This window comes from Acinetobacter sp. BIGb0196, assembly GCF_011759595.1.
GTDB lineage: Bacteria > Pseudomonadota > Gammaproteobacteria > Pseudomonadales > Moraxellaceae > Acinetobacter > Acinetobacter guillouiae.
Window position 1 is genome coordinate 1,270,848 of sequence record NZ_JAAOZA010000001.1, and the last position, 25,256, is coordinate 1,296,103.

20 protein-coding genes and 1 pseudogene are annotated in these 25,256 nt (G+C 37.7%); 14 read left to right on the forward strand and 7 right to left on the reverse strand.

Features of this window, described 5'->3' with window-relative positions:
* Positions 1-465: 465 nt before the first annotated feature.
* A complete protein-coding gene (locus FHR28_RS05760; protein ID WP_166782132.1) occupies positions 466-4,536 on the forward strand; it encodes an RHS repeat-associated core domain-containing protein in 4,071 nt (1,356 codons plus the stop codon).
* 1 nt (position 4,537) lies between these two features.
* On the forward strand, positions 4,538-4,864 hold the full coding sequence (locus FHR28_RS05765; protein WP_166782133.1) for a hypothetical protein: 327 nt from the start codon (positions 4,538-4,540) through the stop codon (positions 4,862-4,864).
* Between the two features lie 341 nt (positions 4,865-5,205).
* Here the strand turns inward: FHR28_RS05765 and FHR28_RS05770 are convergent, their stop codons facing one another.
* The 5 genes and pseudogenes from FHR28_RS05770 to FHR28_RS05790 all read right to left on the reverse strand — a co-directional run bounded on the left by FHR28_RS05770 (position 5,206) and on the right by FHR28_RS05790 (position 10,963).
* The gene (locus FHR28_RS05770; protein WP_166782134.1) at positions 5,206-6,477 is read right to left on the reverse strand and encodes a tyrosine-type recombinase/integrase; all 1,272 of its coding nucleotides are present in this window, start codon (positions 6,475-6,477) and stop codon (positions 5,206-5,208) included.
* Positions 6,478-6,922: 445 nt separating this feature from the next.
* Positions 6,923-7,729 carry an alpha/beta hydrolase gene (locus tag FHR28_RS05775; RefSeq protein WP_166782135.1) on the reverse strand — a complete coding sequence of 269 codons (807 nt, stop codon included), beginning with the start codon at positions 7,727-7,729 and terminating at the stop codon, positions 6,923-6,925.
* Between the two features lie 400 nt (positions 7,730-8,129).
* Positions 8,130-8,666, reverse strand: coding sequence for a DUF4189 domain-containing protein (locus FHR28_RS05780; RefSeq protein ID WP_166782136.1), 537 nt, complete (start codon positions 8,664-8,666; stop codon positions 8,130-8,132).
* Between the two features lie 82 nt (positions 8,667-8,748).
* Positions 8,749-9,332: pseudogene (locus FHR28_RS05785) on the reverse strand (IS1595 family transposase); the annotation flags it as partial.
* Positions 9,333-9,724: 392 nt separating this feature from the next.
* Positions 9,725-10,963 carry an MFS transporter gene (locus FHR28_RS05790; protein WP_004724861.1) on the reverse strand — a complete coding sequence of 413 codons (1,239 nt, stop codon included), beginning with the start codon at positions 10,961-10,963 and terminating at the stop codon, positions 9,725-9,727.
* Positions 10,964-11,151: 188 nt separating this feature from the next.
* On the opposite strand from FHR28_RS05790, the gene FHR28_RS05795 reads away from it, so the two are divergent.
* The 9 genes from FHR28_RS05795 to FHR28_RS05835 all read left to right on the forward strand — a co-directional run bounded on the left by FHR28_RS05795 (position 11,152) and on the right by FHR28_RS05835 (position 20,724).
* Positions 11,152-11,643, forward strand: a complete 492-nt coding sequence (locus FHR28_RS05795; protein WP_105713660.1) for a hydroxyquinol 1,2-dioxygenase — start codon at positions 11,152-11,154, stop codon at positions 11,641-11,643.
* 13 nt (positions 11,644-11,656) lie between these two features.
* On the forward strand, positions 11,657-12,661 hold the full coding sequence (locus FHR28_RS05800; RefSeq protein WP_105713661.1) for a hydroxyquinol 1,2-dioxygenase: 1,005 nt from the start codon (positions 11,657-11,659) through the stop codon (positions 12,659-12,661).
* Between the two features lie 65 nt (positions 12,662-12,726).
* Positions 12,727-14,262: an aldehyde dehydrogenase family protein gene (locus tag FHR28_RS05805; protein WP_228722021.1), complete on the forward strand. Its 1,536-nt coding sequence runs from the start codon at positions 12,727-12,729 to the stop codon at positions 14,260-14,262.
* A 1-nt stretch (position 14,263) separates the two neighbouring features.
* Positions 14,264-15,331, forward strand: a complete 1,068-nt coding sequence (locus FHR28_RS05810; RefSeq protein ID WP_004724853.1) for a maleylacetate reductase — start codon at positions 14,264-14,266, stop codon at positions 15,329-15,331.
* Positions 15,332-15,358: 27 nt separating this feature from the next.
* A complete protein-coding gene (locus FHR28_RS05815) occupies positions 15,359-16,216 on the forward strand; it encodes a dioxygenase (RefSeq protein WP_004724852.1) in 858 nt (285 codons plus the stop codon).
* Positions 16,217-16,218: 2 nt separating this feature from the next.
* Positions 16,219-16,551 carry a Rieske (2Fe-2S) protein gene (locus FHR28_RS05820; protein WP_166782137.1) on the forward strand — a complete coding sequence of 111 codons (333 nt, stop codon included), beginning with the start codon at positions 16,219-16,221 and terminating at the stop codon, positions 16,549-16,551.
* 117 nt (positions 16,552-16,668) lie between these two features.
* The gene (locus tag FHR28_RS05825) at positions 16,669-18,387 is read left to right on the forward strand and encodes an arylsulfatase (RefSeq protein ID WP_166782138.1); all 1,719 of its coding nucleotides are present in this window, start codon (positions 16,669-16,671) and stop codon (positions 18,385-18,387) included.
* A 138-nt stretch (positions 18,388-18,525) separates the two neighbouring features.
* Complete coding sequence (locus tag FHR28_RS05830) at positions 18,526-19,500, forward strand: formylglycine-generating enzyme family protein (RefSeq protein WP_004724849.1); 975 nt, start codon at positions 18,526-18,528, stop codon at positions 19,498-19,500.
* A gap of 15 nt (positions 19,501-19,515) precedes the next feature.
* Positions 19,516-20,724 carry an OprD family outer membrane porin gene (locus FHR28_RS05835; protein ID WP_166782139.1) on the forward strand — a complete coding sequence of 403 codons (1,209 nt, stop codon included), beginning with the start codon at positions 19,516-19,518 and terminating at the stop codon, positions 20,722-20,724.
* 38 nt (positions 20,725-20,762) lie between these two features.
* Here FHR28_RS05835 and FHR28_RS05840 read toward each other — a convergent pair whose 3' ends face one another.
* Complete coding sequence (locus tag FHR28_RS05840) at positions 20,763-21,131, reverse strand: nuclear transport factor 2 family protein (RefSeq protein WP_004724845.1); 369 nt, start codon at positions 21,129-21,131, stop codon at positions 20,763-20,765.
* A 155-nt stretch (positions 21,132-21,286) separates the two neighbouring features.
* Between FHR28_RS05840 and FHR28_RS05845 the strand changes: the two genes are divergently transcribed.
* The 3 genes from FHR28_RS05845 (at position 21,287) to pcaF (ending at position 23,965) form a co-directional block, all read left to right on the forward strand.
* Complete coding sequence (locus FHR28_RS05845) at positions 21,287-21,970, forward strand: 3-oxoacid CoA-transferase subunit A (RefSeq protein ID WP_166782140.1); 684 nt, start codon at positions 21,287-21,289, stop codon at positions 21,968-21,970.
* A gap of 2 nt (positions 21,971-21,972) precedes the next feature.
* A complete protein-coding gene (locus tag FHR28_RS05850) occupies positions 21,973-22,626 on the forward strand; it encodes a 3-oxoacid CoA-transferase subunit B (protein ID WP_004722148.1) in 654 nt (217 codons plus the stop codon).
* 133 nt (positions 22,627-22,759) lie between these two features.
* On the forward strand, positions 22,760-23,965 hold the full coding sequence (gene pcaF / locus FHR28_RS05855) for a 3-oxoadipyl-CoA thiolase (RefSeq protein WP_166782141.1): 1,206 nt from the start codon (positions 22,760-22,762) through the stop codon (positions 23,963-23,965).
* On the opposite strand, the gene FHR28_RS05860 is transcribed toward pcaF, so the two are convergent.
* Positions 23,949-24,899 carry a LysR family transcriptional regulator gene (locus FHR28_RS05860; RefSeq protein WP_004724832.1) on the reverse strand — a complete coding sequence of 317 codons (951 nt, stop codon included), beginning with the start codon at positions 24,897-24,899 and terminating at the stop codon, positions 23,949-23,951. The genes pcaF and FHR28_RS05860 overlap by 17 nt on opposite strands.
* Positions 24,900-25,256 lie beyond the last annotated feature (357 nt).

Below are 25,256 nucleotides of genomic sequence, written 5' to 3' on the forward strand. Positions count from 1 at the left end.
CTGTTTTTTGAATTTTTTTTAAAATTTGTGTATAAGAAATTTAGCATTTCTAGTAGATAGTTCCATTTCTTTAAAAATATCTACTTCGAAATATAATTTGCATATAACAATTAGAAGTAAACCAAATAAAACCAATAAAGAGTCGAGATCTTTACCATAGTTAAAACCATAAACCTGAAAACATAATTGAATAATTAAGAAGAAGCTAAAGAAAATAACCCTTCTTTTTGTAGATTTTCTTTTAGAATTTTCATAAGTCTTAATTGCTCCTAGGAATCATATATTAATATACGTTCCATTTAATGTTGCTAAATATAATGTGATTTTCTATATGAATTATCAATAAGTGAGAAATTTACTACTCACTATATAGAAAAATAAATATTAATTTAACAAAGGTACTAATTGAATTTAAAATAATTGTTATGTTATAACATTTCAAAATATCAATGACAAGAATTTTCCATGAGTAAGAATAGAATAATCTCAATTGCAATTAGTTTGAGCCTGATTAGCCAGTCTATTGTTGCAAATATTGGATCTTTACCTACGATTACAGTGACTGCCACACAACCATCAAGTAGCTTTCCAGGTCAGTTTCAGCCGTCCTATGGTGGTGAAAGAGGAATACCTCCCGGTGTGATTTACTCAACATACTCAACACCTACTTCACTTGGTAAAGTGAGCTCAATTCATGCTGAACTTAAAGATGCTGAAGATATAGAATGTAAAACAACATCTAATCCTATTGAAATTGCTCATGGTGCAAAAATGCAGAAGGAAGTGGACTTTACTACTCCCGGAGAAATGCCATTGGAATTTATTCGTTATTATAATTCTGCTTCTGGGCCTAATGGGCCAGCAAATTTCTCGAATAAAAGATTGATTCAGACAAAATGGCAGCATAATTTCGACTATATGCTGGTAAGAGATGATAAAAATAACTATGTAAGGCTGTTGCCTGATGGAACGAAGGAACGTGTAGATGATGCGAAGTGGGTTTTATATGGATCAGGTATCTATACAGTTTTACTCCCTGATGGTGGTGCAGAGGCATACGATATTGTTGGAAAGCTTTTAAGAAAGTTAAATGCACATCGTGTTGGATGGACAATTACCTATGATGAATACGATTTTGAGCAGATACGAAAAGTAACGCATACAAATGGAAAATCTATAGAAATCCAGTCTAGAGATCCAGTATTTCAGTCAAATATCACACGAGTTACTGATCCAGCAGGAAATCACTACCACTATAATTATGAAAACACTTCAGGAGCTTCCAACCTTATCGGAGTTACCTATCCTGATGGTTCCACACGTAGTTATGATTATGGAGGCCATAGATGGACCTACTTAACTGCAATTTTAGTCAATGGAAAACGGCTTACGAGTTATCTTTATGATGCGCAGAATAGAGCTATTCAAAGTGGTCGTAGTGATGGTACGCAAACTGACAAAGTCAGTTATGGAGAGAATTACTCTATTGTTACTAATGCAGCAGGTGCAGTGAGTAAATATACCTATACAGGAACGGACAAGACTAAGCTGAGCAGTATTGAACGAAGTGGTGTTAGTAACTGTCCAAATGCGAGTGCTCTGACAACATATGATAATAAAGGGTTGATTAATTCTCGTATAGACTGGAATGGCGTGAAAACAGAATATCTACGCGATAGTTCAGGACGAGTCACTCAGGAAATCCGTGGTATTCGGAATGGCGATTATAGTACTGCTTTGATAATTAAATATGCTTGGTCTTATGACACAGAGCTTCCATCCAAAGTAGAATATTTTTCTGGTGTAGGCTCTATCAGTAAGCCTTGGAAAACTGAGAGTTATACATATGATGACAAGAATAACCGTCTGAGAAGCTTCACTGTCTGTGATGCGAACAATTGTCGTAAACAAGAATATAATTATAGCCTCCATAATAATGGAACTCCGAAAACTATTACAATTAGTAGTAATAGGCAGGTTTTTACTTATAACTATGATTCTTTAGGCAATTTGACTCAGTTAAAAAATCCACTAGGACAAACTACAACATACAGTGATTATGATGGACTTGGTAATCCTGGAACAATAATCCAGCCGAATGGTCAGACCACACGATATAGCTATGACAGCCGTAGTAGGGTGATTAATGAAACAATAGAAATCGCACCTATCATATTTACTTCCACAAGTTATAAGTATGGGCCCTTTGGAATTACAGAGGTCAGTTCATCGAATGGTTTGAAAGAAATAACTAGCTACAATGATAATGGAACGATTGCCAGTATTTCTCATAGTAATAATGATCAAGCAGTAAGTCAGCAAACTTACAGTTATTCCAATTTGGGCGTATTACAAAAAGTAGAATATAGGGAGGGTGGGAATATTCGTTATTCATGGATGAATGAACATAATCAATTGGGTTGGATTACAGCTAATCGTGGTAATAATGGTCAGAACATTCGTCAAGAATATGATGCAAAAGGCAATGTTATAAAACAAATAGATTCACTAAATCACATCAAAACTTACAGTTATGATGCATTGGGACGACCTCTTCAGGAAACTCATTCAAATGGCTCAAATATTGTGTATGGTTGGGATGTTTTCGGCAATCTAACGTCTATTACCGATGCTTCAGGGAATAAAACAACATATACATATAATGGTTTTGGACAGGTGCTTACTGAAAACAGTCCGTCAAGGGGATTAACCAGCTATACCTATGACAATGTTGGTAATCTTGCAACGGTAACATATGCAGATAACAAAGTTACTCGTTATAGTTATGATGCCTTGAATCGAAGAACTAAAGCAGTAGGTAGTAACCAGACACTGGCATGGAATTATGATAACTGTACTAATGGTATTGGCCGATTGTGTGCTGTATCAGATGGCACATCTGGTACAGGATATGGTTATACGAAAGATGGAAAAATATCAGTTCAAATTACAAAAATCGAAGGAATAAGCTATCCGACACATTTGAGTTATGACAATAGTGGTCGACTGATTGGTGAAAGCCAAGGCAATAATGATGATTATAAAACGATCTATGAATATGACGGATTAAATCGTGTAAATGCTGTTAAATTCAAAATAGGATCAAATATTCAATCCATTATTAGAAATATTAGTTATGAGCCTTATGGAGGGGTTAAAAACTGGACATATGGAAATGGGCTTGTACGTCAGTCTAGCTATGACACGGATTATCGTTTAATAGGAATCACAACTTCGGGAATTCAAAATTTAACACATAACTATAACGCAAATAATTGGATTACGCTGATTAGTAATAGCGTTGAGACGAGTAAAACATCTTCATTTGAATATGATTCATTAGGGCAGCTGATACGTGCTGCCTCACCGCAGTACACTGAGAGTTGGGGAGTGAATACCAATTCTAATCGGACCAATAGGACTGGCAATACGAATGCTGTATCTGCATATAACATTGGAGCTGGAAATAGATTACTCAATATCACAGGTATAGAGGCTAAAAACTTCTATTATGACGCAGTGGGAAATCAAATCCAAAAATCAGGTTATGGCGGTACACAAGACTACACTTATGATGCATTTAACCGGTTGAAGTCAGTGAAGCTAGGTGGTGTAACCACTACATATGATTATGGAGCATTTAATCTTCGGAGTCGGAAAGTCAGTAGCAATGGCAATATTAACTATGTTTATGCACCAGATGGACGATTATTAGCAGAAAGCCCAATGGGCGCAATTCAGAATGGTGGATTAGGAACTATCTACATTTGGTTGGGTGGGCAGCCAGTGGGATTAATTCGTAATAATCAGGCGTATTACATCCACAATGATCATTTACAACGCCCAGAAGTTATAACCGATTCGAATAAAGCGGTAGTGTGGAAGGCGAATACGAGTAGTTACGATAGTGCTGTAATTCAAAGTAGTATTGGGCCTTTTAACTTGGGGTTTCCTGGGCAGTATTACGATTCAGAAAGTGGTTTGTGGTATAACTGGAATCGCTATTATGACCCAACAACAGGAAGATATACTCAAAGTGATCCAATTGGACTAGCTGGTGGTTTAAATACTTATGCTTATGTCGAAAATAACCCTGTAAATTTTATTGATCCTTATGGATTATGGGCATTAAGTGTAGAAGCATATTATGGATATGGTGCTGGGGCGAGTATTAGTTATAAGGATGGGACCTTGGAAATTCTTGGAAGAGTTGGGGTTGGAGCAGGGATTGGAATAGGACTTGACCCAAGAGGGGGGCCATCACGACACTCTGAAAAGTGTGGCTATGGACCTATAGCTCGAACAAGCCTAAAAGCAGATGTTGGTGTAGGTTTAGGTCCAATTGGAGCCAGTACTGGTATCACAGCTGCGACAGGTAATGGATTTAAACAAAAAACGGGCGGGGGATATGTCGATGTGAATAAACCAAGCTTCAATATTGATCCTACTGTTTCTGGAAATACTCCATGGAAATTTGGAGTTGCTATAGGTGGTTCCTATGGTGCTGATTTCGGGGGATTTTATAATAGGAAGTAATATGAAAAAAATAGTAGCAATAATAGTTTTTATAATCTTATTATCGATTGTAACAACTTTTGTCCAGAATAAGATTCATGGAAAAAAAAATGAACAATATATTGAAACTGTTTTTCAAAAAGATAATCAGTTACAACGTAAATTTGGTCATATTCAGAAATATAAAATTTGGAAAGTAGGTAGATATTTTGGTGCTCCGGAAGGTCCAGATTATGATTTCTATACGATTCATTTAACAGGTGATAAATACTCAGGGGTAATAATTTTGGATTTATACAAAGATAAAAATGGAGAGATAGAAAAATATAAACTAAGTATAGAGGAGTAGAATACTAGATTTAATAAAATGCTCTTCGATTAAACTTAGCTTAATTGCTAGAAATGTTAGTCCATTTAAGTTTAGGAAAATGCAAAAATTATGATGTGTTAGATAAAGTAAATACCCTTTTGAATACGTTAGTCTTTACTAACACAAACTATATCAGACAGTTACCTATTGAAATTTGTGTCTGTAAGCTTAAATTTATGCTAGATTCTTTCAACTTAAATTTGTTTTCCATCTAGTCTATAAATTATTTTGTGTGAGTCTTTTAAAGCTGATTATTGGAATGAATTTGAGAACTCTCCAGCTATCAGAGGGCTGGAGGCTTAGTTTTATACAGTTTATGCTCATTTTGAGCTACAAAACTGAGCCCAATCAGCCATTAACGTTTTACGCTTTTCTAAATATGCTCCGCGTAAATAAGCAGCTTCTACTTCATCAGGAAGTTTGTGGGCTAGAACATGCTCACAGACTTCTCTAGGGTAATCCGTCTTATCGGCTGACCAGTCACGAAATGTAGACCGAAAGCCGTGTGTGGTAATTACTCGATTTTGTTTCGGGTCAATATAGCCTAAGCTATTTTCCTTAAGTTTTTGTTCATGCATACGCTTAATCAAAGCAATTAAGGACATGTCTGAAAGCATGCTACCAGTACGAGGTGCAGGGAAAATATAGGTTTGAGATTCAATATCAGTCCGAATTGATTTTAATAATTCAATTGCTTGTTCTGAAAGAGGAACACGATGTTCTTTATCCGCTTTCATACGCTCTTTAGGGATAATCCAAACTTTAGATACAAAATCAATTTCTTGCCAAGTTGCACCAAAGATTTCACCAGAGCGACAAGCCGTTAAAATTGCAAATTCAAGTGCCTTTGGTGAAATACCATCTTTCTGACGTAGATGTTGAACAAATTCTGCTACTTGATCATAAGGTAAGGAAGGATGAGGGCGTGATACTTGTTTTAAATTACCTAATATAGGTTCAAGATTACCTTTCCATTCAGCAGGGTTATCACCTTCAAAATATTCCATGGCTTTGGCATAATCAAAAATAGTTTCAATACGGCCTCGAAGTCGTTTAGCCGTTTCATTTTTCTCAGCCCAAATGGGTTCCAAAACTTTGGCAACATCCACTTTAGTAATTGAACTAATCACACGGTCACCTAAAGTTGGATAAATATAAGTTTCTAATGTAGTGGACCATTGAGCTATATGCTTTTGATTTTTTAATTCACGTGATTTATTGGCAATCACAATTTTGGCACATTCACGGAAAGTACAATCACGGAGCTTTTGAATACGTAAAGCTTGTAGCTTTTCTTGTTTTTGCTGAATAGGATCAATCCCATTTCGGATTTGAGCTTTCATTTCTTGAGCTTTTGTTCTTGCTTCAGCTAGGGATACCTCAGGGTATGAGCCTAAACCAATATCACGGCGACGGACTCGTTGTTTACCATCTTCATCAAAACGTTGACCTACAACCACACGTAAAATCCAAGCACGAGAGTCATTCACAATACGCAGGTGTAAGCCATCAACACCGCCTACAGCGTGCCTGCCATTTCCTTTGATTTTTGCTACACTGAGCGCAGAGAGTTCTTTGGCTTTCTTAGGCATAAGCTTTTTCCTGTCCCACATAATAACCCACATAGAATATTGGAAATGATCGGATTAGGCAAGACGTGGTTGGAGTGTTATTTTATTAAGTTGTTGAAAAATAAATTCATGTTGGATTGGTTTAGACGGTGTGATACAGGTGTTATACGGACACCGCTTCCGCCAAATATCTTAAAGGGAATCAAATGAATAGTTTGATTCCCTTTTTCTTTGGCACAATTTTGGAACTATTCGAAATTGTAGCTGATGACTATTCAAGTCCATTGACGACGCTACGCAACATTTGGCTGCTATTGTATTGATCGCGATCTCAGCGAATAGCGGCATCCAGAGCCGTTCCAAACTGGACAAAATATTTTTCCATAGATTTTAGCTGCAGGCTTATTCATATAAGAATCATATTGCTGAATAAGCCTAGAGATAGGTTTGTGCAACAAAACCGTTTCTAAGCAAAATGCTGCTTTAAAAAGGGTATTACGCATTCTGAATATTGTTCAGGGAAATCTCGGTAAATATAAGTATGTTCTGCATCCGCGAAGATTTTAATTTCTACTTTTGTTACATGGTCGAGCCCTACTTTAAGCCGGTGGCCAAACTCGGGTGGGGTATAAATATCTTTTTCTCCATACATTAATAAGATGGGTGGTTGATATTTTACCTGTGTAGATTTTGCTAACGGATTGAGTTCCTGATTAAGCTTAGGTAGCAGTGTATTTGATACCTTGAGCATTGCATGAGCGACTGGATAATGTTTCCAAAACTCTGGTAATGTCGGAAATGCGCCTTCAAATACTGCAATTTTATATGGGTGTCCATCTTTTGCTAATGAGCATAGTCCCCAAGCTGCACCAAATGACGCACCAATTAAACCTACATTTAATTCGGGTGTTCGCTTTTGAGCATATATCCCTGCATGATATACATCATTGGGATAGTCAAATGAGAATCCTTCACTTTCTCCAAAACCATTAGCATCATAAATAAGTACGTTATAGCCATTTTTTAAAAATAGATCTGCATGTCCGTAACGGAGCCAAAATGCTTTAGCCGCTTTTCCCATTGGATGAGCAAGTACTAAAGTTGCTTTTGCCGCTGGTGCACTTTTCCAATAACCAGCGAGTGTTTGCTGGTCAGTTAAGGGAATAGTGACAGCCTCCCAGTCTTCTTTAGAAATAGCTTGAGGCCAAATCCAAGGTACTTCGAATCTTCCAAAAAATGGCTTTCGTAGAATTTGGTGAGCAATTTTTTTCATTTTGGTTATCCAATATTTTTCAAAGTTTATAATATCTAATAAAGTTCCTTTTTGGAACTTGTATTTCAAAATGTATTACTTATTGATTTTCTTTATGGAAATTGGGTATAGCTCATATTTTAATCATCTTAATGATACATCGGAAAAACATGACGAATACGTTGAAATCAAGAAATGGAATAGATCAATTATCATTTATTTTTTAATTACATATAGAGCTCAATACCCATAATTCGAGTTAATAAGCCAAATTACTGAAAAAAGATCCTGCAACAAAAAATTGTCGTGTTTTAAAGTCCAAGTAGTGTTTCTGGCATATTGTTGTTTTACCTTTATGCAGATTAATAAAGGCAAAATCATCATTTGCGGTGTGAACCAGTAAATTATGTTTTTGTTAGTGCTAGTATCCGAGACTACAACCAGAATATACAATACGACAAGGTTGTAAATTTTCACTTAAACAAAACACTAATGCACCTTTTTTAGCCCCATCCTCTGAAAAATCAAGTAAAATTTTTGATTTTTGACCATCATTAATTGGATCAGCTATAGCAACACAGCGATTAGAATATGTTTTAGATACTTCACATTTTTGTCCGCCATCCTGTTGACACGCTTTTAATGCTTTTGTTTGTGCCTCATCTTTAGATTTAAAATTTCTTGTAAAACCAATTGGACGCCCTTTTAAGCCTTTACTTTTATCTTCTGCAATTGCACCCCATAATGTTTCAATCATAGGGTACAAAGTTGGATTTTGATTCGTATATCCACCACTTCCTCCACCTGGAATAGGTGCGCAACCTTGAGCACCTTGCCCACCTATTGGATAATAGCCTGAAGGACAATTCCCTTCAGCATGTGCATTCTCAATAGTTAAATAAATGATAAGAATAAAGAAAATGGATAAATAAAAAAACTGATTATTTGTCAATATCATTCAATAAACTCCTTTAAAATCATGGCTTAATAATAAGGAAAGCTATGAATTATTTTAAATAAATTCTTTATTCTAAAAACTAGCATTTTTTCAAAAACAAAGGAAATGATTCTTTCAGAATACTATTATATTTTCGCAGTATTCTTTTCACTTGATTCCAAAAATTTTCGATTCCATTAATATGATTTTTCCCATTTGCAAAGCGATTAGAACAATTAATTCTATGATGGCAGAACCCCGCATCATCTAGAGCATTGTAACTACGCTATTGATCAGTATAGACGATGCTATCAGGTGTTATTTTCTTTGCAATTACAGACATTAAGGTACTTGATTTAGTATCTCGAATAACAGCGGTATAGGCCACGCCATTACACTTTAATAATCCAAAAACTATCATTTTATTCGTGGCACCACGACAAGGCTTACCCTTAGAAGTGCAGCCAAAATAGCTTTCATCTAACTTAATCTCACCATCAAATATTTCGAGAGCTTTTATCTCTAAATAATAAGTAATAATTTTACGAATTTTAGTAATGAACAGCGTAGCCGAATTATGATGAATTTCTAATAAATCAGCAGCTGCTCTTGCAGTCAGATCGAGCACGAAAATACTCGAAATTTTAATTGAGTTTTCTTGTTTAATTTACAATTGGTTCGCTTTATTTTCATAGATTAGCACCTTGTTAATCTAGTATAGCTTCTAATTTTTTATACCCAACGAAATTTTAATAGGGAACTAAATTGCCTAAAACTAATTGATTGTATATAAAACAAAGTTGTTGCTCTCCTTATTTAAAGAGAAAAGAAAATATAAAAATAAAAGGTGTAAATATATTTAAAAGATAAATAATTTAATATGATAGGAACGTAAAATCACCCACTATGAATCAAGGTGGCTTAGTAAAGAATTTTGAAGCATTATCAGCCCTCCTTTTTCAAAGGAGGGTGTTTTATGAATTTTTATCCAATAATTTAGCTTAATTAACTGGCAATACTCACTAGTAGATGCTTTCTTATCAGTTCAAGTTCACTACTATGGGGAGTTTAATTTCAAATCATTCAATACGCTGTATTTTACGAGGAGCTGTTTCTTTAATAAAGAAACTGATGACTACACCAATACTTGTACCGACTAAGCTCAAATAAAAAATATTTTGAATACCATAACGTTCTGCGACTATTCCCGATAGGACTGGCGCAATACCTCCACCAAATATTTCTCCAGCACCGACGACTAAGCCGATTGAAGATGCAACTAAACCCGCGGGCGCAGATTCTGCCGCAATCGGTCCAGAAAGAAGTGCAATCAATCCTAAACTGAAAAAGGACAAGATAAATAATAAACTGAATAGACCAAGTAACGAAGGTGCTGCATTTGAGAATAAAAGAATAAAGATGGTTGAGCCAATGAAACTTAAGATTGATGCTGCACGACGGCCAATCCAGTCAGAGAATGATGGGATCAAGAATTGTCCTAAAAAGCCACCAAAACCAATTGCAGATACAATGATTCCCATGTCCTGTACATTCAATTTAAGGTGATTCTCTAGGTAAAGTGGTAACATTGCACTGATGACAAATACACAAGACATTGTGCAAAATAATCCAATCATACTGAGTAAAATATTACGGTTTTTTAATACAGCAATCCAATTCACTTTTTCTTGATTCTGAGTTTGTTTCTCTAAAATAAGTAATTGTCCACCTTGCGTTTGTTCAGGTTCACGTAAAACAAAAAAGAGAAATACTGCAAGAATAAAACCAGGAATAGCCACGACCCAGAAAACTTCACGCCATGAAGGAAGAACAAGCATTAATTGCGTCGCAATAATGGGTCCTAATCCTAAACCAAATAAAGCAAATCCACTCTGTTGTAGTCCTTGTAACATTCCTCTACGTGATGGTTTTGCTGCTACAGCAGTTGCTGCAAAACTGGTCGGACAAAAGGCACCCTCTGAAACACCCATGAGCGCACGTATAAGAATCAAACTAGTTAGCCCCATGGCAGCACCAGAAAAGCCAGATGCGAGTGAGAAAACAACCAAAGAAAGAATGAGGATTTTACGATGACCAATTTTATCTGAAAGCCGACCAGCAAAGATTGCGAAAACACCCCAAGTAACACCTAGAGCACCAAAAATTAAACCGACATCTTGATAGTTTAAAGAAAGATCTTTCATGATGGACGGAAGAAGAGGGGCAATGATCCAGCGATCTAATCCGACTAAACCAAATCCGAGTGTGAGTAAAAGTACGATCTTCCATTCGTAAGACGTGTCCCATTGTTTTTGCATTTTGTATTCCTTGTCATTCGCGAAGTGTTTAACTCGCGATTCCTGCGAGTTGACAAAAAGTATAATTTGCTTTTTTGGACTTTTTTGTTCGATTAGACCGAACAGTCTTGTCGATAAAACGTCCATTGTTATCGACTGTGGTATGACTTAATTTTTAATTGTGTCATGAGGACGATTGAGGAAATAGGATGAATACATATACAACAAAATTCGGAAGTATAGATAATTTCGAAAAAGGTTCAATTGAAATGATTCAAGGCAAACCATCACATTATGTATTTTCTAATGTGTTTGAAGTTGCGAGTCTAGCGGAGCCTTATGAAAAAACGGTTGTAGGGATTAATCAAAAATATGTGATCGAATCAATTCGTGCAGAAGGTACTTCAGAGTGGTTCTGTTGTGCACACGATGAATTTGTCATTTCAATGGATTGTGAGGTTCGTGTTGAATTTTTAAAACTGGAACAAGCAATAGATACTTCAATCGAAGGGACTCAGGCTGCAGGTGATCAACCGAAAGGTAAACCCATGGGTTATGTGGTGCTAAAAAAAGGCCATCAAGCCATTCTGCCTGTCGGCACAGCCTATCGTTTCAATAGTCAAAAGCCAGCAACGCTGATTTTACACACAATTAAAGGACCACTTTCTGTCGAGAAATGGTCAGAAATTTGTTTGAAGTAATAGGAGATTAGGGATGAACTCTGCACAAAATACATTTGCAAGTGAGCAAGTTGAAATCATTGGGAAAAATGAAACTACAGGGTATATCACATTTAAACTTGGCAATTTCATGCTTAGTCGTGATGAGTATTTTGCCAAGATTACATGGACTGCAAAAGGGAGTGAGCACTCACACTTAATGTCTGTCGATGCATTTTTAAGAGCAGTTATGCGTGATGTTGCTTGGGGGTTCTTCTACGGTTGGGTCAACTTCGATCATGTGATTGGAACTCAAAATCACTACGGTAGCGTCGATATGTATGCCGGTACATTTAATGGTGTACTCAATGCTGCTGGTGTGGACTACGTTGAAAATTTTGAAACACCAAAAATCATGGCAACATTTAAAGCCATTTTACATGATTGGGTAAATGCAGATTTTGATCCATTTGCAGCACCGGAAGAAACTGGTAGCGCGTTCGGTCGAAAAAATGGTGAAAATATTGAAGCGATTGATCGTTATCGTATTGCAACCAAGCGCATGCCAGGTATGACAGGAGATTCGCCATTACGTGATGATTTACCAGTCAATCGCCAGTTTGCAGATGTAGATCAAGACGAGCCTTTAGTGCATTGTGAGCCTGGATTTGAAGGCGAACTCAGCGCATTTAATTTGTTTAAATATATGTCTCGTTCAGATGTGACGTGGAATCCGTCAGTGACTTCAGTTTGTAAGGCGAGCTTATTCTGTCCAACCACAGAAGAATATATTTTACCGATTTTCCATGGCAATGACCGTGTGGAATGGTTTATGCAAATTTCTGATGAAATTACATGGGATATTGCTGATAAAAATGATGGAAAACCTTTTGCACGTATTCTCATGAAAGCAGGTGATATCTGTGCAATGCCTGCCAATATTCGTCATCAAGGCTATTCAACTAAACGTTCGATGCTTTTAGTTTGGGAAAATGCAACACCTGATTTACCAGAAAAATATGCATCTGGTGAGTTACCACCTTATCCAGTGTCATTCTAAGCACATGTTCTCGGGCTAAGTTGAACTGTGAAGTAGGTTTAGCCCTATTCAAAAGGTTTTTAAATATGAATACGCAATTACGTGTTGATGGGACAGTTGTACCTGAACAAAAGGTATTGGATCTGATGAAAGTAAATACACAACTTTTTATCAATGGTGAATTTGTTCCTGCCAAAAATGGTGGAACGATTGATGTACTCAATCCAGCAACAGGTGAAGTAATTACCAAAATTGCTGCAGCAGAAGCAGAAGATGTGGATGTTGCAGTGCAAGCCGCACAAAAAGCTTTTCCTGCATGGGCGGAAACACCAGCAGCAGAACGCGGTCGTTTATTATTGAGATTGGCTGATTTGATTGAAGAAAATTCAGAAGAATTGGCTCAGCTTGAATCTTTGGATACTGGGCATCCAATCAAGGATTCACGCCGTTTAGATGTACCGCGTACAGCAGCATGTTTCCGTTATTTTGGTGGTATTGCCGACAAGATTGAAGGCAATGTGATTCCCGTTGAACAAGGTTTTTTAAACTATACCACACGTGAGCCGATTGGCGTGGTTGGTCAAATTGTGCCATGGAACTTCCCACTGATGTTTACCAGTTGGAAACTTGGTCCAGCACTTGCAGCAGGTAATGTTGTGGTGATGAAGCCTTCAGAAATTACACCATTATCCACCCTTAAAATCGCTGAATTGATTAAAAAAGCCGGCTTTCCTGATGGGGTGGTGAATATTGTTCCTGGTTATGGTCATACCGCAGGTCAACGCTTAGCTGATCATCCTGATATTGGAAAAATCTCTTTTACAGGTTCAACACAAACAGGGCGCAGTATTGTCAATGCCTCTTCAGGCAACTTGAAACGTGTACAGCTTGAACTGGGTGGTAAAGGGGCAAATATTGTTTTTGAAGATGCCAATCTTGATGCCGCTGTAAATGGTGCGGCTTGGGCAATTTTCCATAATCAGGGACAAGCATGTATTGCGGGTTCGCGTTTGGTATTACATGAAGAAATTGCAGATCAATTTTTAGAGAAGTTCGTTGCTTTAGCACAATCTATTCGTTTAGGTGATCCTTTAGATCCGAATACAGAAATGGGGCCTTTAACATCAGAATTACATCGTGACAAAGTTTTGGCATACGCCAAAATTGCAGTGGAGCAAGGTGGGAAAATTTTGCTCGGTGGTACTGCGCCGCAAGATGCTCGTTTGAAAAATGGATATTTCGTCATGCCAACTATCGTTGAAGCAAAAGTAGATGATCGTGTTGCGCAAGAAGAAGTTTTCGGTCCTTTTGTTACTGTTATTCGTTTTAAGGATGATGCCGAAGCATTACAAATCGCCAATGGGACTGAATACGGCTTGGGAAGTGGTTTATGGACAAACAATCTACAACGTGCACATTTATTTGCTAAGAAAATCAAAGCTGGCATGTGCTGGATCAATAGCTATAAACGTGTCAATCCAGGTAGCCCATTTGGTGGTGTAGGCAAGTCAGGTTATGGGCGTGAAATGGGCTTTGAGGCGATCCATGACTATACCGAAGTTAAATCGGTATGGGTCAATGTTGATGCCATAATACCGCCGCACTTTCAACGAGGGGAATGAAATGCAAAATTTTCATTATAAAGCACTCCCAATCAATGTTTATTTTGGAAATGCAGAATCGCAAAAGACCAAAAGTATTTTAGTGGACAATGGCTTTTCTTCAGTTCTGGTGATTACAACACCAGAACAAGAAGAAACAGGCTTAATGATGGCAAAGCAGTTGGGTGAATTGGCTGTGGGTGTTTACCCACATGCAGTGATGCATGTTCCAACCGGTGTTGCTGATGAAGCGATTCAGTTTGCAACCAAAAAGAATATTGACTGTTGTTTGGCTTTGGGTGGTGGTTCGACGATTGGACTTGCTAAGGCGATCGCATTAAAAACTGGAATTCCAATTGTCGCTATTCCAACGACTTATGCAGGTAGTGAGATGACCACAGTCTATGGTTTGACTGAAAATAATCTCAAAAAAACAGGCAAAGATATCAAAGTACTTCCTAAAGTCGTGATTTATGACCCTGAATTAAGTCTGACTTTACCTGCTGGTATTTCCGCAAGTTCAGGAATGAATGCAATGGCACATGCGGTTGAGGCACTGTATGCACAGGATAAAAATCCGATTATTAGCATGATGGCAATTGAGTCGATTAAGTCACTTAGTCAGGCTTTGCCAAAAATTGTGAAAAACTCACAAGATATCGAAGCGCGTAAGCAAGCCACTTATGGTGCTTGGCTTGCTGGGATTTGTTTGGGTTCAGTTGGCATGGCAATTCATCACAAACTTTGTCATACCTTGGGTGGAACTTATAATCTACCCCATGCACAGGCACATGCTATTACTTTGGCATATTCAGCACATTATAACCGCAATGCAGATATCCAAGCCATGGATCAACTTGCTCAGGCACTCGGTGGGCAAAGTCATGAACAAGTTGGACAACTGATTTATAAACTTAATCAACAACTGGGTATTCCATTGGCTTTAAAAGATATTGGGTTACCAGAAGACGGTCCAAGCGAAGTGGCTCGCATTACCTGTGAAAGTCCATATTACAATCCGAGAAGTTATGAAAGAGATGAATTGGAAACACTTCTTCAACGGGCTTATCTCGGTTTAGAGCCGAGATAATTTGCTTGATCAAAATGGAGTTTTGATATGCATGACGTCACGATGAGTGCAATAAATAGTTTTGAACAGATTCAAAATCCACGTTCTAAAATGTTAATCCAAAAATTAGTTAAAGCGATTCATCAATATATCAATGAGGTGGAATTAACCCAATCAGAGTGGGAAGTGGCAATAGATTTCTTGACGCGAACAGGGCAACTTTGTCATGACCAGCGTCAAGAATATATTTTACTTTCAGATGTACTTGGCGTATCTATGTTGGTGGATGAAATTAACCATAGCAAAAATCTAGCACAAACACCGAGTACTGTTTTTGGTCCATTTTTTATTGCCAATATGCCGATCCGCAACTATGCAGAAAGTATTAGTGAGGAAAATATTGGTGATGAAATTCCCCTGCTGGTTAAAGGGAAAATTTTAAATCAGCAGGGTGAAGCAATCGTGGGTGCCAAAATAGAAGTATGGCAAACAGCAGAAAATGGCATGTATTCGGGGCAAGATCCTCTGCAAGCAATCTCCAACTTACGTGGTGCATTTATCAGTCAGATGCAGGGTGAATATGCATTTAAATCTATTTTACCAGTCAGTTATCAGATTCCTTCTGATGGAACAGTAGGTGAACTTTTAAATTATTCCAAACGTCATTTTTGGCGGCCTGCACATATTCATTTCATGATCACAGCTGAAGGGTATCAACCTTTGGTCACTCACTTATTTATTCAGGATGATGAATATTTGAATGCTGATGCCGTATTTGGCGTCAAAGATCGGTTAATTGTTGGTTTTCAGCAACAGTGTTCCAGCGTGGAAGATCAGACTCAATTTACCTTCAATCAAAACTATAACTTAATCGAATATGACTTTGTTCTCAGTCAAGGGGAATGATGATGTCGACACGAATCAAGCTTTGTGAGGTCGATGATTTTTCAGATCAACAGGTCTTAAAAGTCAATCATCCGTTAAAAATAGACAAAAGCATTGTGATTATTCGCAAAGATGGGAAGTTTTACAGTTATGAAAATGTTTGCCCTCATTTTTTAGTACAGCTTGATTATCGTTCAGGGCAATTTTCAATTTACCAAAATCAAGTGATCATGTGCGCACACCATTCAGCACTTTTTAATATAGAAACAGGTTTATGTATCGATGGACCATGTAAAGGTCAAAGTTTAATTAAAGTTGAAAATGAACAAATTAATCAAGATATCTATTTTAAATAATTGTTCTGAATTCGTGAACACTGAAGTTGATCAAAGATGATTTTTTAAGCGATGGAACTAGATTAATTTAGACATGTTTAGGATGACATTTATTTTAACTAAATTAAGGAAAATTCAATGGTTATGAAGAAACTTATACTCGCATTATTTATACCGACAATACTTGTTTCGTCTTTGGCGTTTGCAGCTGACACTAAAAAGCCCAATGTTTTGGTGATTGTGGCTGACGATCTTGGGTTTTCTGATACAGAACCTTTTGGTGGTGAGATTTCTACCCCGAATATTAAAAAATTGGCTAAAGAAGGTGCTATTTTAACTAATTTTCATACGGGTCCTACTTGCTCAGTGACACGTTCAATGTTGTTGACAGGTAACGATAGTCACCAAGCTGGCTTTGGTACGATGGCAGAATATTTACAACCAGAACAGAAAGGTAAATCAGGTTATGAAGGTCGTTTGAATAATCGTGTTATTACCCTAGCTGAAATTTTAAAAACGCAGGGATATGTATCATTCGTTACAGGTAAATGGCATTTGGGTGCAACGGAAGATAGCCATGCAAAAGCGCGTGGCTTCGATCGCTCATTTACACTCATGCCAGGAGGTGCTGCACATATGGATGCTAGCCAAATGTTCCCTGGAAATTATAAAGCACGATATTTTGAAGATGGTCAGGAGGCAACTTTACCAAAAGAATTTTATTCAAGTGACTTCTTTACCAGTAAAATGATTTCCTATATGGAAAATGACCGTAAAAAAGGTCAACCATTCTTTGGATATTTGGCTTTTACTGCACCACACTGGCCTTTACAAGCACCAGATCAATATTTAAAGAAATATGATGGATACTACAAAGATGGCTATGAAAAAATTCGTCAAACACGCTTAGAGCGTATGATCAAATTAGGCATTATGCCAAAAGGAACCAAGGTTAATAACCCGTTGGCAGATGCATTCCCAGCTTGGGATAAGTTAACCGAGGTACAGAAACAAGATCAAGTGAAGACCATGCAAATTTATGCAGCGATGATTGATAACATGGATCACAATATTGGTCGTGTGATTGATTATCTCAAACGTAGTGGTGAACTTGATAATACTTTGATTTTATTTATGTCTGATAATGGCGCAGAGTCTGCCACACCAGAATCATTAGGCACCACTGAAGACAAAAATGGTATTCGTGAATGGGTAGATACCACATTTGATAACAGCCCAGAAAATATGGGTAAAAAAGGTTCTTATGTAACACTTGGGCCTCAATGGGCGCAGGTTGCATCAACGCCACTGCCTTATTTCAAAAGTATTCTGTCAAATGGTGGAATTCATGTTCCAGCCATTATTCGCTATCCAAGCGAAATTAAATCTGGACAGATTCAACCTGAAACGATTCATGTGATCGACTTTGTCCCAACAATACTTGAGCTGACAGGTGCTCAAAGACCTGAAAGTTATAAAGGTAACCCATTATTAAAAATGGAAGGTCGTTCATTCTTATCTGCATTTAAGGGAAGAGCATTACCAGAACGTGCATTAGGGTGGGAATTTAATACACGCAGAGCTTTGTATAAGGGCGATTGGGCTGTTCAATATCAAGCACCACCTTATGGCACTGGTGAATGGGAACTTTATAATCGAAAAATTGATCCATCATTCTTGAAGAATTTGTCATCTCAAAATCCAACAAAATTGCAAGAGTTAGCAAAAGATTGGGCGGATTACGCACAGCGTGTTGGTGTGGTGGAGGCTCCTGTTCGTTATAAATATGGTCAAATGAACTGCTTCTACGATAAGTGTATTCAACCTGAGTTCTTAAAAAAATTATCTAAGCAATAACCCATATAGAAACCAAAAGTAGTTTTTTATTGAATCAAGGTACGAGCTTATCAATGTTGATTGATCATCTACTGGTGATGGGCTCATCTTGTATTCACTAGAAAATATCATTTTGCTGGTTGTCTAAGAGATGTTGGCATGAAGAGTTTTCATAGTGTAGTGCTGTTGGGGAGTATTTTTCTAGCAGCCTGTGGTGCTCCTCCAAAGCAGGAACACGTAAAAACTTCACCGAAGTTAGGAAGTTTAGCTCAATGTAAACAATATTTGGGACTTCCTCATGATTGGCGAAAAGACCCTCAGGCAGGTATGGTCAAAATTCATGGTGGAACGTTCAATATTGGGAACAATAAAAGCTACCCAGAAGAGCAAGCACTTTATAAAAGTGAGCGTACAGTCAGTGACTTCTGGATCGATGCGACAGAAGTTACTAATGCACAGTTTCAAAGTTTTGTAAACGAAACAGGTTATGTGACTGAAGCGGAAAAGCAGGGTGAAGCAGCTGTATTTTATCAACCGACACAGCCAGTATCAGAATTGGCATGGTGGAGTTTAGTCAAAGGAGCAAACTGGAAGCAGCCTTGGGGAGAAAATGTCGAACGGAAAACTCAGGCAAATGAACCTGTCCGGATGATTACACTGAAAGATGCGTTAGCTTATGCAAACTGGTTAGGTCGAGATTTACCAACTGAAGAGCAATGGGAATATGCAGCTAAAGGTTTTAGTAAAATAAATGAAACTCATGCCGATAGCGAACATGTTGATGCGAATATTTGGCAAGGAGAGTTTCCATATCAAAATGAAAATAAAGACGGTTTTACTGATGTTGCACCTGTAGGATGTTTCAAAGCCAATGGTTTTGGTTTATTCGACATGATTGGAAATGTTTGGGAATACACAAATAGTCCATTTAAAGGGACGCATGATGATCACATGGGCATGCAACAACTTAATACGAATCAAGCCCAAACATTTAATCGTTACACCATCAAAGGAGGATCATTCCTTTGTGCAGTGAACTATTGTCAGCGATATCGAGCTTCAGCCAGACACCCGCAAGAAATTGATTTAGGTATAAGTCATGTGGGATTTAGAACGGTAAAAAACATACTATAAATTAATGGATTAATGATGAAAAAAACACTTTATATTGTGCCATTGGCTTGTGCCATGGCTGCAACGGGTAACTATGTCTTTGCAAAAGATGTCAATATTGATGTAACCCTGAAAAACTTATACGCAAATCGTGATCCTGATGAACAGACTAAACCAATTACTGGAAGCTGGAGTCAAAGTGTTATTGCACGTGGTAATACTCAATATGCATTATCAGATGACACAAAGTTGCTTTTTACTGGATCGGTACAATATGCGAGACGTTTGAGCGAAGATAAGCATTTAAATGACATGATTTTACCTTTTGATGTAAATACACAAAAACAGGCTTCAAGCTATAATAAAGTAGCTGGGTCAATGGGTGTACAGCATAAAAATCACAAAGTCACTTGGGGAGAACAATGGGTAGATACGCCACTGGCGACTACAGATTATAGTCGGCAACTGATCACTATTTATCAAGGTCTATTATATTCTGGTCAATTGAATGAACAGTTAAATGTGGATATTGGCTATTTAGATAAATATTCACCACGAAATGAAGAAGATTTTAGAAAAATTTCTGTCAACAAAAAAGAATCTGATGGATTGGCTTATATTGATTTAAAGCACAAAGCTTTCGATAATAAATTACAGACTCAGATTTTTGTGAGTGAATTAGACGACTTATACAATCAATACTCTATAGGACTGAACTATAAAAATAGTATTGAACAATTTAGATTCAATACTAAATTTAGATATTATTATACAGAAGAAACAGGTGTTGAACTGCTTGGTGATATTGATAACCAATATATTGGGCTACTTCACGAGATTAGTTACGGGCCAAATACTATTGGTTTGGGCATCCAAAAAATTGAAGGAGATAGTAATTTTCCAATGTTAGATGGTGCCGTTCCTGTCCTCAGTTATATTAACTGGACACAAGGTACATTCAATAAGGCAAATGAACTTTCATATCATGTTACCTTTAATCATGATGCAAGTTGGGCATTACCAGGTTTAAATCTTTTACTCCGTTATGTAGATGGCCAAAACTATATGATCAATGGTCAAAAAGGATTTGATGAAAGTGAATTTGATATCATTATGAATTATCGTATAAATGAAGGACGATTTAAAGGACTTGGTTTTCAGTGGCTAAACTTAAATTATAAAAATGATCTTAAAGGTGATTACATTGAGAATAGATTCTTTACCACTTATACGATGAATTTTTAAAGATTTTAGAATCAAGAGGGGATTTTTCCCCCTTTGATTTATTTTATAGGCGTTGGTTGATAAGCAAAAAGAACAACACTATCTTTGGTTTTTTTCCATATCGACAGTGTGCGATTTTTTAATTTAACAGGTTTACCTTGTAAAAGCAGTTCAGCTTCAAATATTGCAAAAGTTAAAAGGTTATCTGAAAACTCGACAATATTTTCAATATTATAATCAATTGTTTTATAAATATAATACTGACTTTCTAATTTTTGCATATAGCTAGAAAGATGATCTATTTTAGCACTACTATGCACATAGATCAGTTCTGGATCACATAAGCTTTCAAATTTTTTATAATCTTTTTGTGTTAAGGCTTGAAAGCGTTCTTTCTCAGCCATTTTTACAAGGTGAATATAATCCATAAAATAAAATCCGAGGTTTAAATCATTTATTCTATTTCAAATTGGAGGAGGAATTTGTTTCTAAAATGGAAACAATCAGTTTGTATAATTAAAAGAATAGACAATTTCTTTATTCAATATAATAAATATAAGCCTATAAATGATAAGTAAGTCCTATGATAGACAAAAGTGTGGCATCCTTAGCCGAGATGCTCTCTCAAATCCAAGATAGATCGACCATTATGATTGGTGGCTTTGGAACAGCAGGACAACCCGCAGAGCTGATCGATGGGCTGATTGAACTTGGCGTTAAAGATCTGGTGATTGTCAATAACAATGCAGGCAATGGCGATTATGGTCTGGCTAAACTGCTTAAATCAGGTGCAGTCCGTAAAATCATTTGTTCTTTCCCACGTCAGTCTGACTCTTGGGTATTTGATGAACTCTACCATGCGGGCAAGATCGAACTTGAACTGGTTCCACAAGGTAATCTCGCGTGTCGTATTCAAGCCGCAGGAATGGGTTTAGGTGCAGTGTTTACCCCAACAGGTTTTGGCACCTTATTGGCAGACGGCAAAGAAACTCGTCATATCGATGGCAAAGACTACGTGCTTGAATATCCGATTAAAGCAGACTTCGCACTGATTAAAGCACATCAAGGCGACCGTTGGGGCAACTTGGTTTATAACAAATCAGCACGTAACTTTGGTCCAATCATGGCGATGGCTGCAGATGTCACCATTGCACAGGTTTCAGAGGTGGTTGAATTAGGTCAACTCGATCCTGAGCATATTATTACCCCAGGAATTTTTGTTCAGCATGTGGTTGCAGTTGATGCAGCCAATGGTAATGGAGAATAACAATGAGCTACCAAAAACTAAGCCGTGACCAAATTGCTGAACGTGTTGCCCAAGATATTCCTGATGGGGCTTATGTCAATTTAGGTATTGGTTTACCGACCAAGATTTCAAAATATTTGCCAACAGACAAAGATGTATTCCTACATTCTGAAAATGGTTTATTGGCTTTTGGTCCTCCACCTGCTAAAGGTGAAGAAGATCCTGAGCTGATTAATGCTGGCAAAGAATATGTCACCATGCTAACGGGTGGCTCGTTTTTCCATCATGGTGATTCTTTTGCCATGATGCGTGGTGGACATCTGGATATTGCTGTATTGGGTGCATTCCAAGTGGCGGCTAATGGTGATCTTGCCAATTGGCATACCGGTGCGCCAGATGCAATTCCTGCGGTGGGTGGTGCAATGGATTTGGCTGTAGGGGCCAAGAAAGTCTTTATCACCACAGATCATGTGACCAAGCAAGGTGAACCCAAGATTGTAGAAGAGCTGAGCTATCCAGTAACAGGCAAACATTGTGTTGATCGTATTTATACCGACCTATGCGTGATTGATGTGACCACAGATGGCTTAAAAGTGCTTGAAAAAGTTGCAGGTCTGAGCTTTGAAGAATTACAGGCTTTGACGGGTGCTCAGTTAATTGATGCGACACAGGGATAATAAATCCCTCCCTACCTCCCTTTAAGAAAGGGAGGAGTTCTTCTCTTTCATAAAGATAAGAGAGAAAGTCTCTCTTTAAAAAGGTGAGAAGCACTGCTTCGCAAGGGGGGATTCAATATAAAAGGAAAGACACATGAAAAACGCTTACATCATAGATGCCATCCGTACCCCATTTGGTCGTTATGCTGGTGGTCTTGCGCCAATACGTGCAGATGACCTCGGTGCAATTCCAATTCAAGCATTGATACAACGTAATCCAACGGTAGATTGGCAGCAAGTCGATGATGTGATCTATGGCTGTGCCAATCAAGCCGGTGAAGACAATCGTAATGTTGGGCGTATGTCAGCATTATTGGCAGGTGTGCCATACCAAGTGCCAGCAACCACTGTGAACCGTCTATGTGGATCGTCACTGGATGCGATTGCCATGGCAGCTCGCGCCATTAAAGCCAATGAAGCAGATTTAATCATTGCCGGTGGCGTAGAAAGCATGAGCCGTGCGCCCTATGTGATGGGTAAGTCGGACAGTGCTTTTGGACGCAGTCAAAAGATTGAAGACACCACCATGGGCTGGCGTTTTATCAATCCAAAACTCAAAGAATTGTATGGTGTGGACAGCATGCCACAAACCGCTGAAAACGTGGCAGAACAATTCAATATTAACCGTGGGGATCAAGATCAGTTTGCGCTAAACAGCCAACAACGTACTGCGGCAGCACAAGCTCAAGGCTTTTTCAAAAATGAGATTGTGCCTGTCACTATTCCACAGCGTAAAGGCGATGCTTTGCTTGTGGATACCGATGAACATCCACGTGCATCAACCACTTTAGCCGCACTGACAAAACTCAAAGGTGTGGTCAAAGCTGATGGTACGGTCACGGCGGGCAATGCCTCTGGGATTAATGATGGTGCAGCGGCGTTATTGATTGCTTCAGATGAAGCTGTAGAAAAATACCAATTAAAACCACGTGGCAAAATTATTGCAGCAACCACGGTGGGTGTTGAACCAAGAATTATGGGCTTTGCACCCGCGCCTGCAATCAAGAAACTGCTTAAACAAGCTGATCTTAGTTTAGCGCAAATGGATGTGATTGAACTGAATGAAGCTTTTGCTGCCCAAGCTTTGGCGGTAACCCGTGATTTAGGTTTGGCAGATGATGATGCACGCGTCAATCCCAATGGTGGGGCGATTGCTTTAGGTCATCCTTTGGGTGCATCAGGTGCCAGACTGGTGACCACAGCCTTAAATCAACTTGAACAGATCAAAGGTAAATATGCCCTATGTTCAATGTGTATTGGGGTAGGGCAAGGTATTGCCTTGATTATTCAAATAACTTAACTTTATCAGATAAGTGATTATGTTGTATTAATTCAATATCCCAATCAGGAATTGTATCTAGACGAGCAATTAAAAAGTCTAAAAGTTTACGAATTTTTGAAAGATTTTTTGAATTCGCAGGAAAGACGGCTCGTAAGCTATAATTTAATAATGGAAAGTCAGATAGGATGGCGGTAAGTTGGTTGTTCATTAAGTATTTATGGGCAACTAACGTAGGTAGACATACTATCCCCCCTTCACTTAACGCAAAATCACGCAATAAATGAACTGATGAAGATACGATCTGTATATTTATTTCCATCTCTTTAAATTCATTATCATTTAAATATTGAATTCTATTTCGAGTAGGGTAGCCAGAGTAATATCCAATTTGAATTTCTTTTAACTGTTCAGGAACTAGAATATGTTTAATATTCTGGAGATACTTAGGCGAGCAACATAAGACACGATTGACATTAAATAGTTTACGTTCAATTAAGCTTTCACCTGTTGGAGGAAACATTTGAAAAACAATGTCAAAACCTTCTGCAATAGGATCAATAATTCGATCATTGACGACAATATCGATATCTAGATCAGGGTACTCTTTTAAAAAAGTAGCTAAAAAATGACCAAAATAATCTATGGCAAAACCAGGTGCCATATGGATTCTCAGACGACCTTGCATTTTTGAAGTAGCATGTGCCATTTCATCAGCTAGTATTTCAAAACTTTTTATAAGCGATGCGCACTCCCTATAATATTTTTCACCAATATCTGAAAGCCTTACGGAGCGGGTGCTACGGTGAAAAAGTGGCGCTTTAATAAAATTTTCTAGTTGTTGAATTCGATTGCTAATTACTGATCGAGTTACTCCTAATTGTTCTGCAGCTTTAATAAAGCTGCCACTCTCAGCTACTCTTACAAATGCTTCCATGCATTGTAATTTATCCATTTCAGCGTTCCTCTAATAATTTCTTAATTTTGCTGGTAAAATTAAAATTTCTTAATTCCATAATAGCATTTGTTAGACTAAAATTTAGTTTGGAGTTTATTTACAAGTATAGGCGAAATCAGCAATATAATTTTAAGATGAACAAGCCTGTACCAAAAAAGCTATCTCACAATTAATTAATCTTCTTACAACCACGCTTTTGATCAATCGCAGACATCTCTCGAACTGGTTGGACTCAAACAACCTATGATATACTGGATCAAAAGATAAACACACAAAATCAAAACTACTTAGACAAAGATTAATATTTAAAGTTTTATCAATTTTTTGAGACGATGGTAAAGCCTCATACCCCGA

Excerpts from the sequence above, each read along its gene's own strand:
- FHR28_RS05760 (WP_166782132.1), top strand. The coding sequence starts at position 466 with ATGAGTAAGAATAGAATAATCTCAATTGCAATTAGTTTGAGCCTGATT.
- FHR28_RS05765 (WP_166782133.1), top strand. The coding sequence starts at position 4,538 with ATGAAAAAAATAGTAGCAATAATAGTTTTTATAATCTTATTATCGATT.
- FHR28_RS05770 (WP_166782134.1), bottom strand. The coding sequence starts at position 6,477 with ATGCCTAAGAAAGCCAAAGAACTCTCTGCGCTCAGTGTAGCAAAAATC.
- FHR28_RS05775 (WP_166782135.1), bottom strand. The coding sequence starts at position 7,729 with ATGAAAAAAATTGCTCACCAAATTCTACGAAAGCCATTTTTTGGAAGA.
- FHR28_RS05780 (WP_166782136.1), bottom strand. The coding sequence starts at position 8,666 with ATGATATTGACAAATAATCAGTTTTTTTATTTATCCATTTTCTTTATT.
- FHR28_RS05790 (WP_004724861.1), bottom strand. The coding sequence starts at position 10,963 with ATGCAAAAACAATGGGACACGTCTTACGAATGGAAGATCGTACTTTTA.
- FHR28_RS05795 (WP_105713660.1), top strand. The coding sequence starts at position 11,152 with ATGAATACATATACAACAAAATTCGGAAGTATAGATAATTTCGAAAAA.
- FHR28_RS05800 (WP_105713661.1), top strand. The coding sequence starts at position 11,657 with ATGAACTCTGCACAAAATACATTTGCAAGTGAGCAAGTTGAAATCATT.
- FHR28_RS05805 (WP_228722021.1), top strand. The coding sequence starts at position 12,727 with ATGAATACGCAATTACGTGTTGATGGGACAGTTGTACCTGAACAAAAG.
- FHR28_RS05810 (WP_004724853.1), top strand. The coding sequence starts at position 14,264 with ATGCAAAATTTTCATTATAAAGCACTCCCAATCAATGTTTATTTTGGA.
- FHR28_RS05815 (WP_004724852.1), top strand. The coding sequence starts at position 15,359 with ATGCATGACGTCACGATGAGTGCAATAAATAGTTTTGAACAGATTCAA.
- FHR28_RS05820 (WP_166782137.1), top strand. The coding sequence starts at position 16,219 with ATGTCGACACGAATCAAGCTTTGTGAGGTCGATGATTTTTCAGATCAA.
- FHR28_RS05825 (WP_166782138.1), top strand. The coding sequence starts at position 16,669 with ATGGTTATGAAGAAACTTATACTCGCATTATTTATACCGACAATACTT.
- FHR28_RS05830 (WP_004724849.1), top strand. The coding sequence starts at position 18,526 with ATGAAGAGTTTTCATAGTGTAGTGCTGTTGGGGAGTATTTTTCTAGCA.
- FHR28_RS05835 (WP_166782139.1), top strand. The coding sequence starts at position 19,516 with ATGAAAAAAACACTTTATATTGTGCCATTGGCTTGTGCCATGGCTGCA.
- FHR28_RS05840 (WP_004724845.1), bottom strand. The coding sequence starts at position 21,131 with ATGGATTATATTCACCTTGTAAAAATGGCTGAGAAAGAACGCTTTCAA.
- FHR28_RS05845 (WP_166782140.1), top strand. The coding sequence starts at position 21,287 with ATGATAGACAAAAGTGTGGCATCCTTAGCCGAGATGCTCTCTCAAATC.
- FHR28_RS05850 (WP_004722148.1), top strand. The coding sequence starts at position 21,973 with ATGAGCTACCAAAAACTAAGCCGTGACCAAATTGCTGAACGTGTTGCC.
- pcaF (WP_166782141.1), top strand. The coding sequence starts at position 22,760 with ATGAAAAACGCTTACATCATAGATGCCATCCGTACCCCATTTGGTCGT.
- FHR28_RS05860 (WP_004724832.1), bottom strand. The coding sequence starts at position 24,899 with ATGGATAAATTACAATGCATGGAAGCATTTGTAAGAGTAGCTGAGAGT.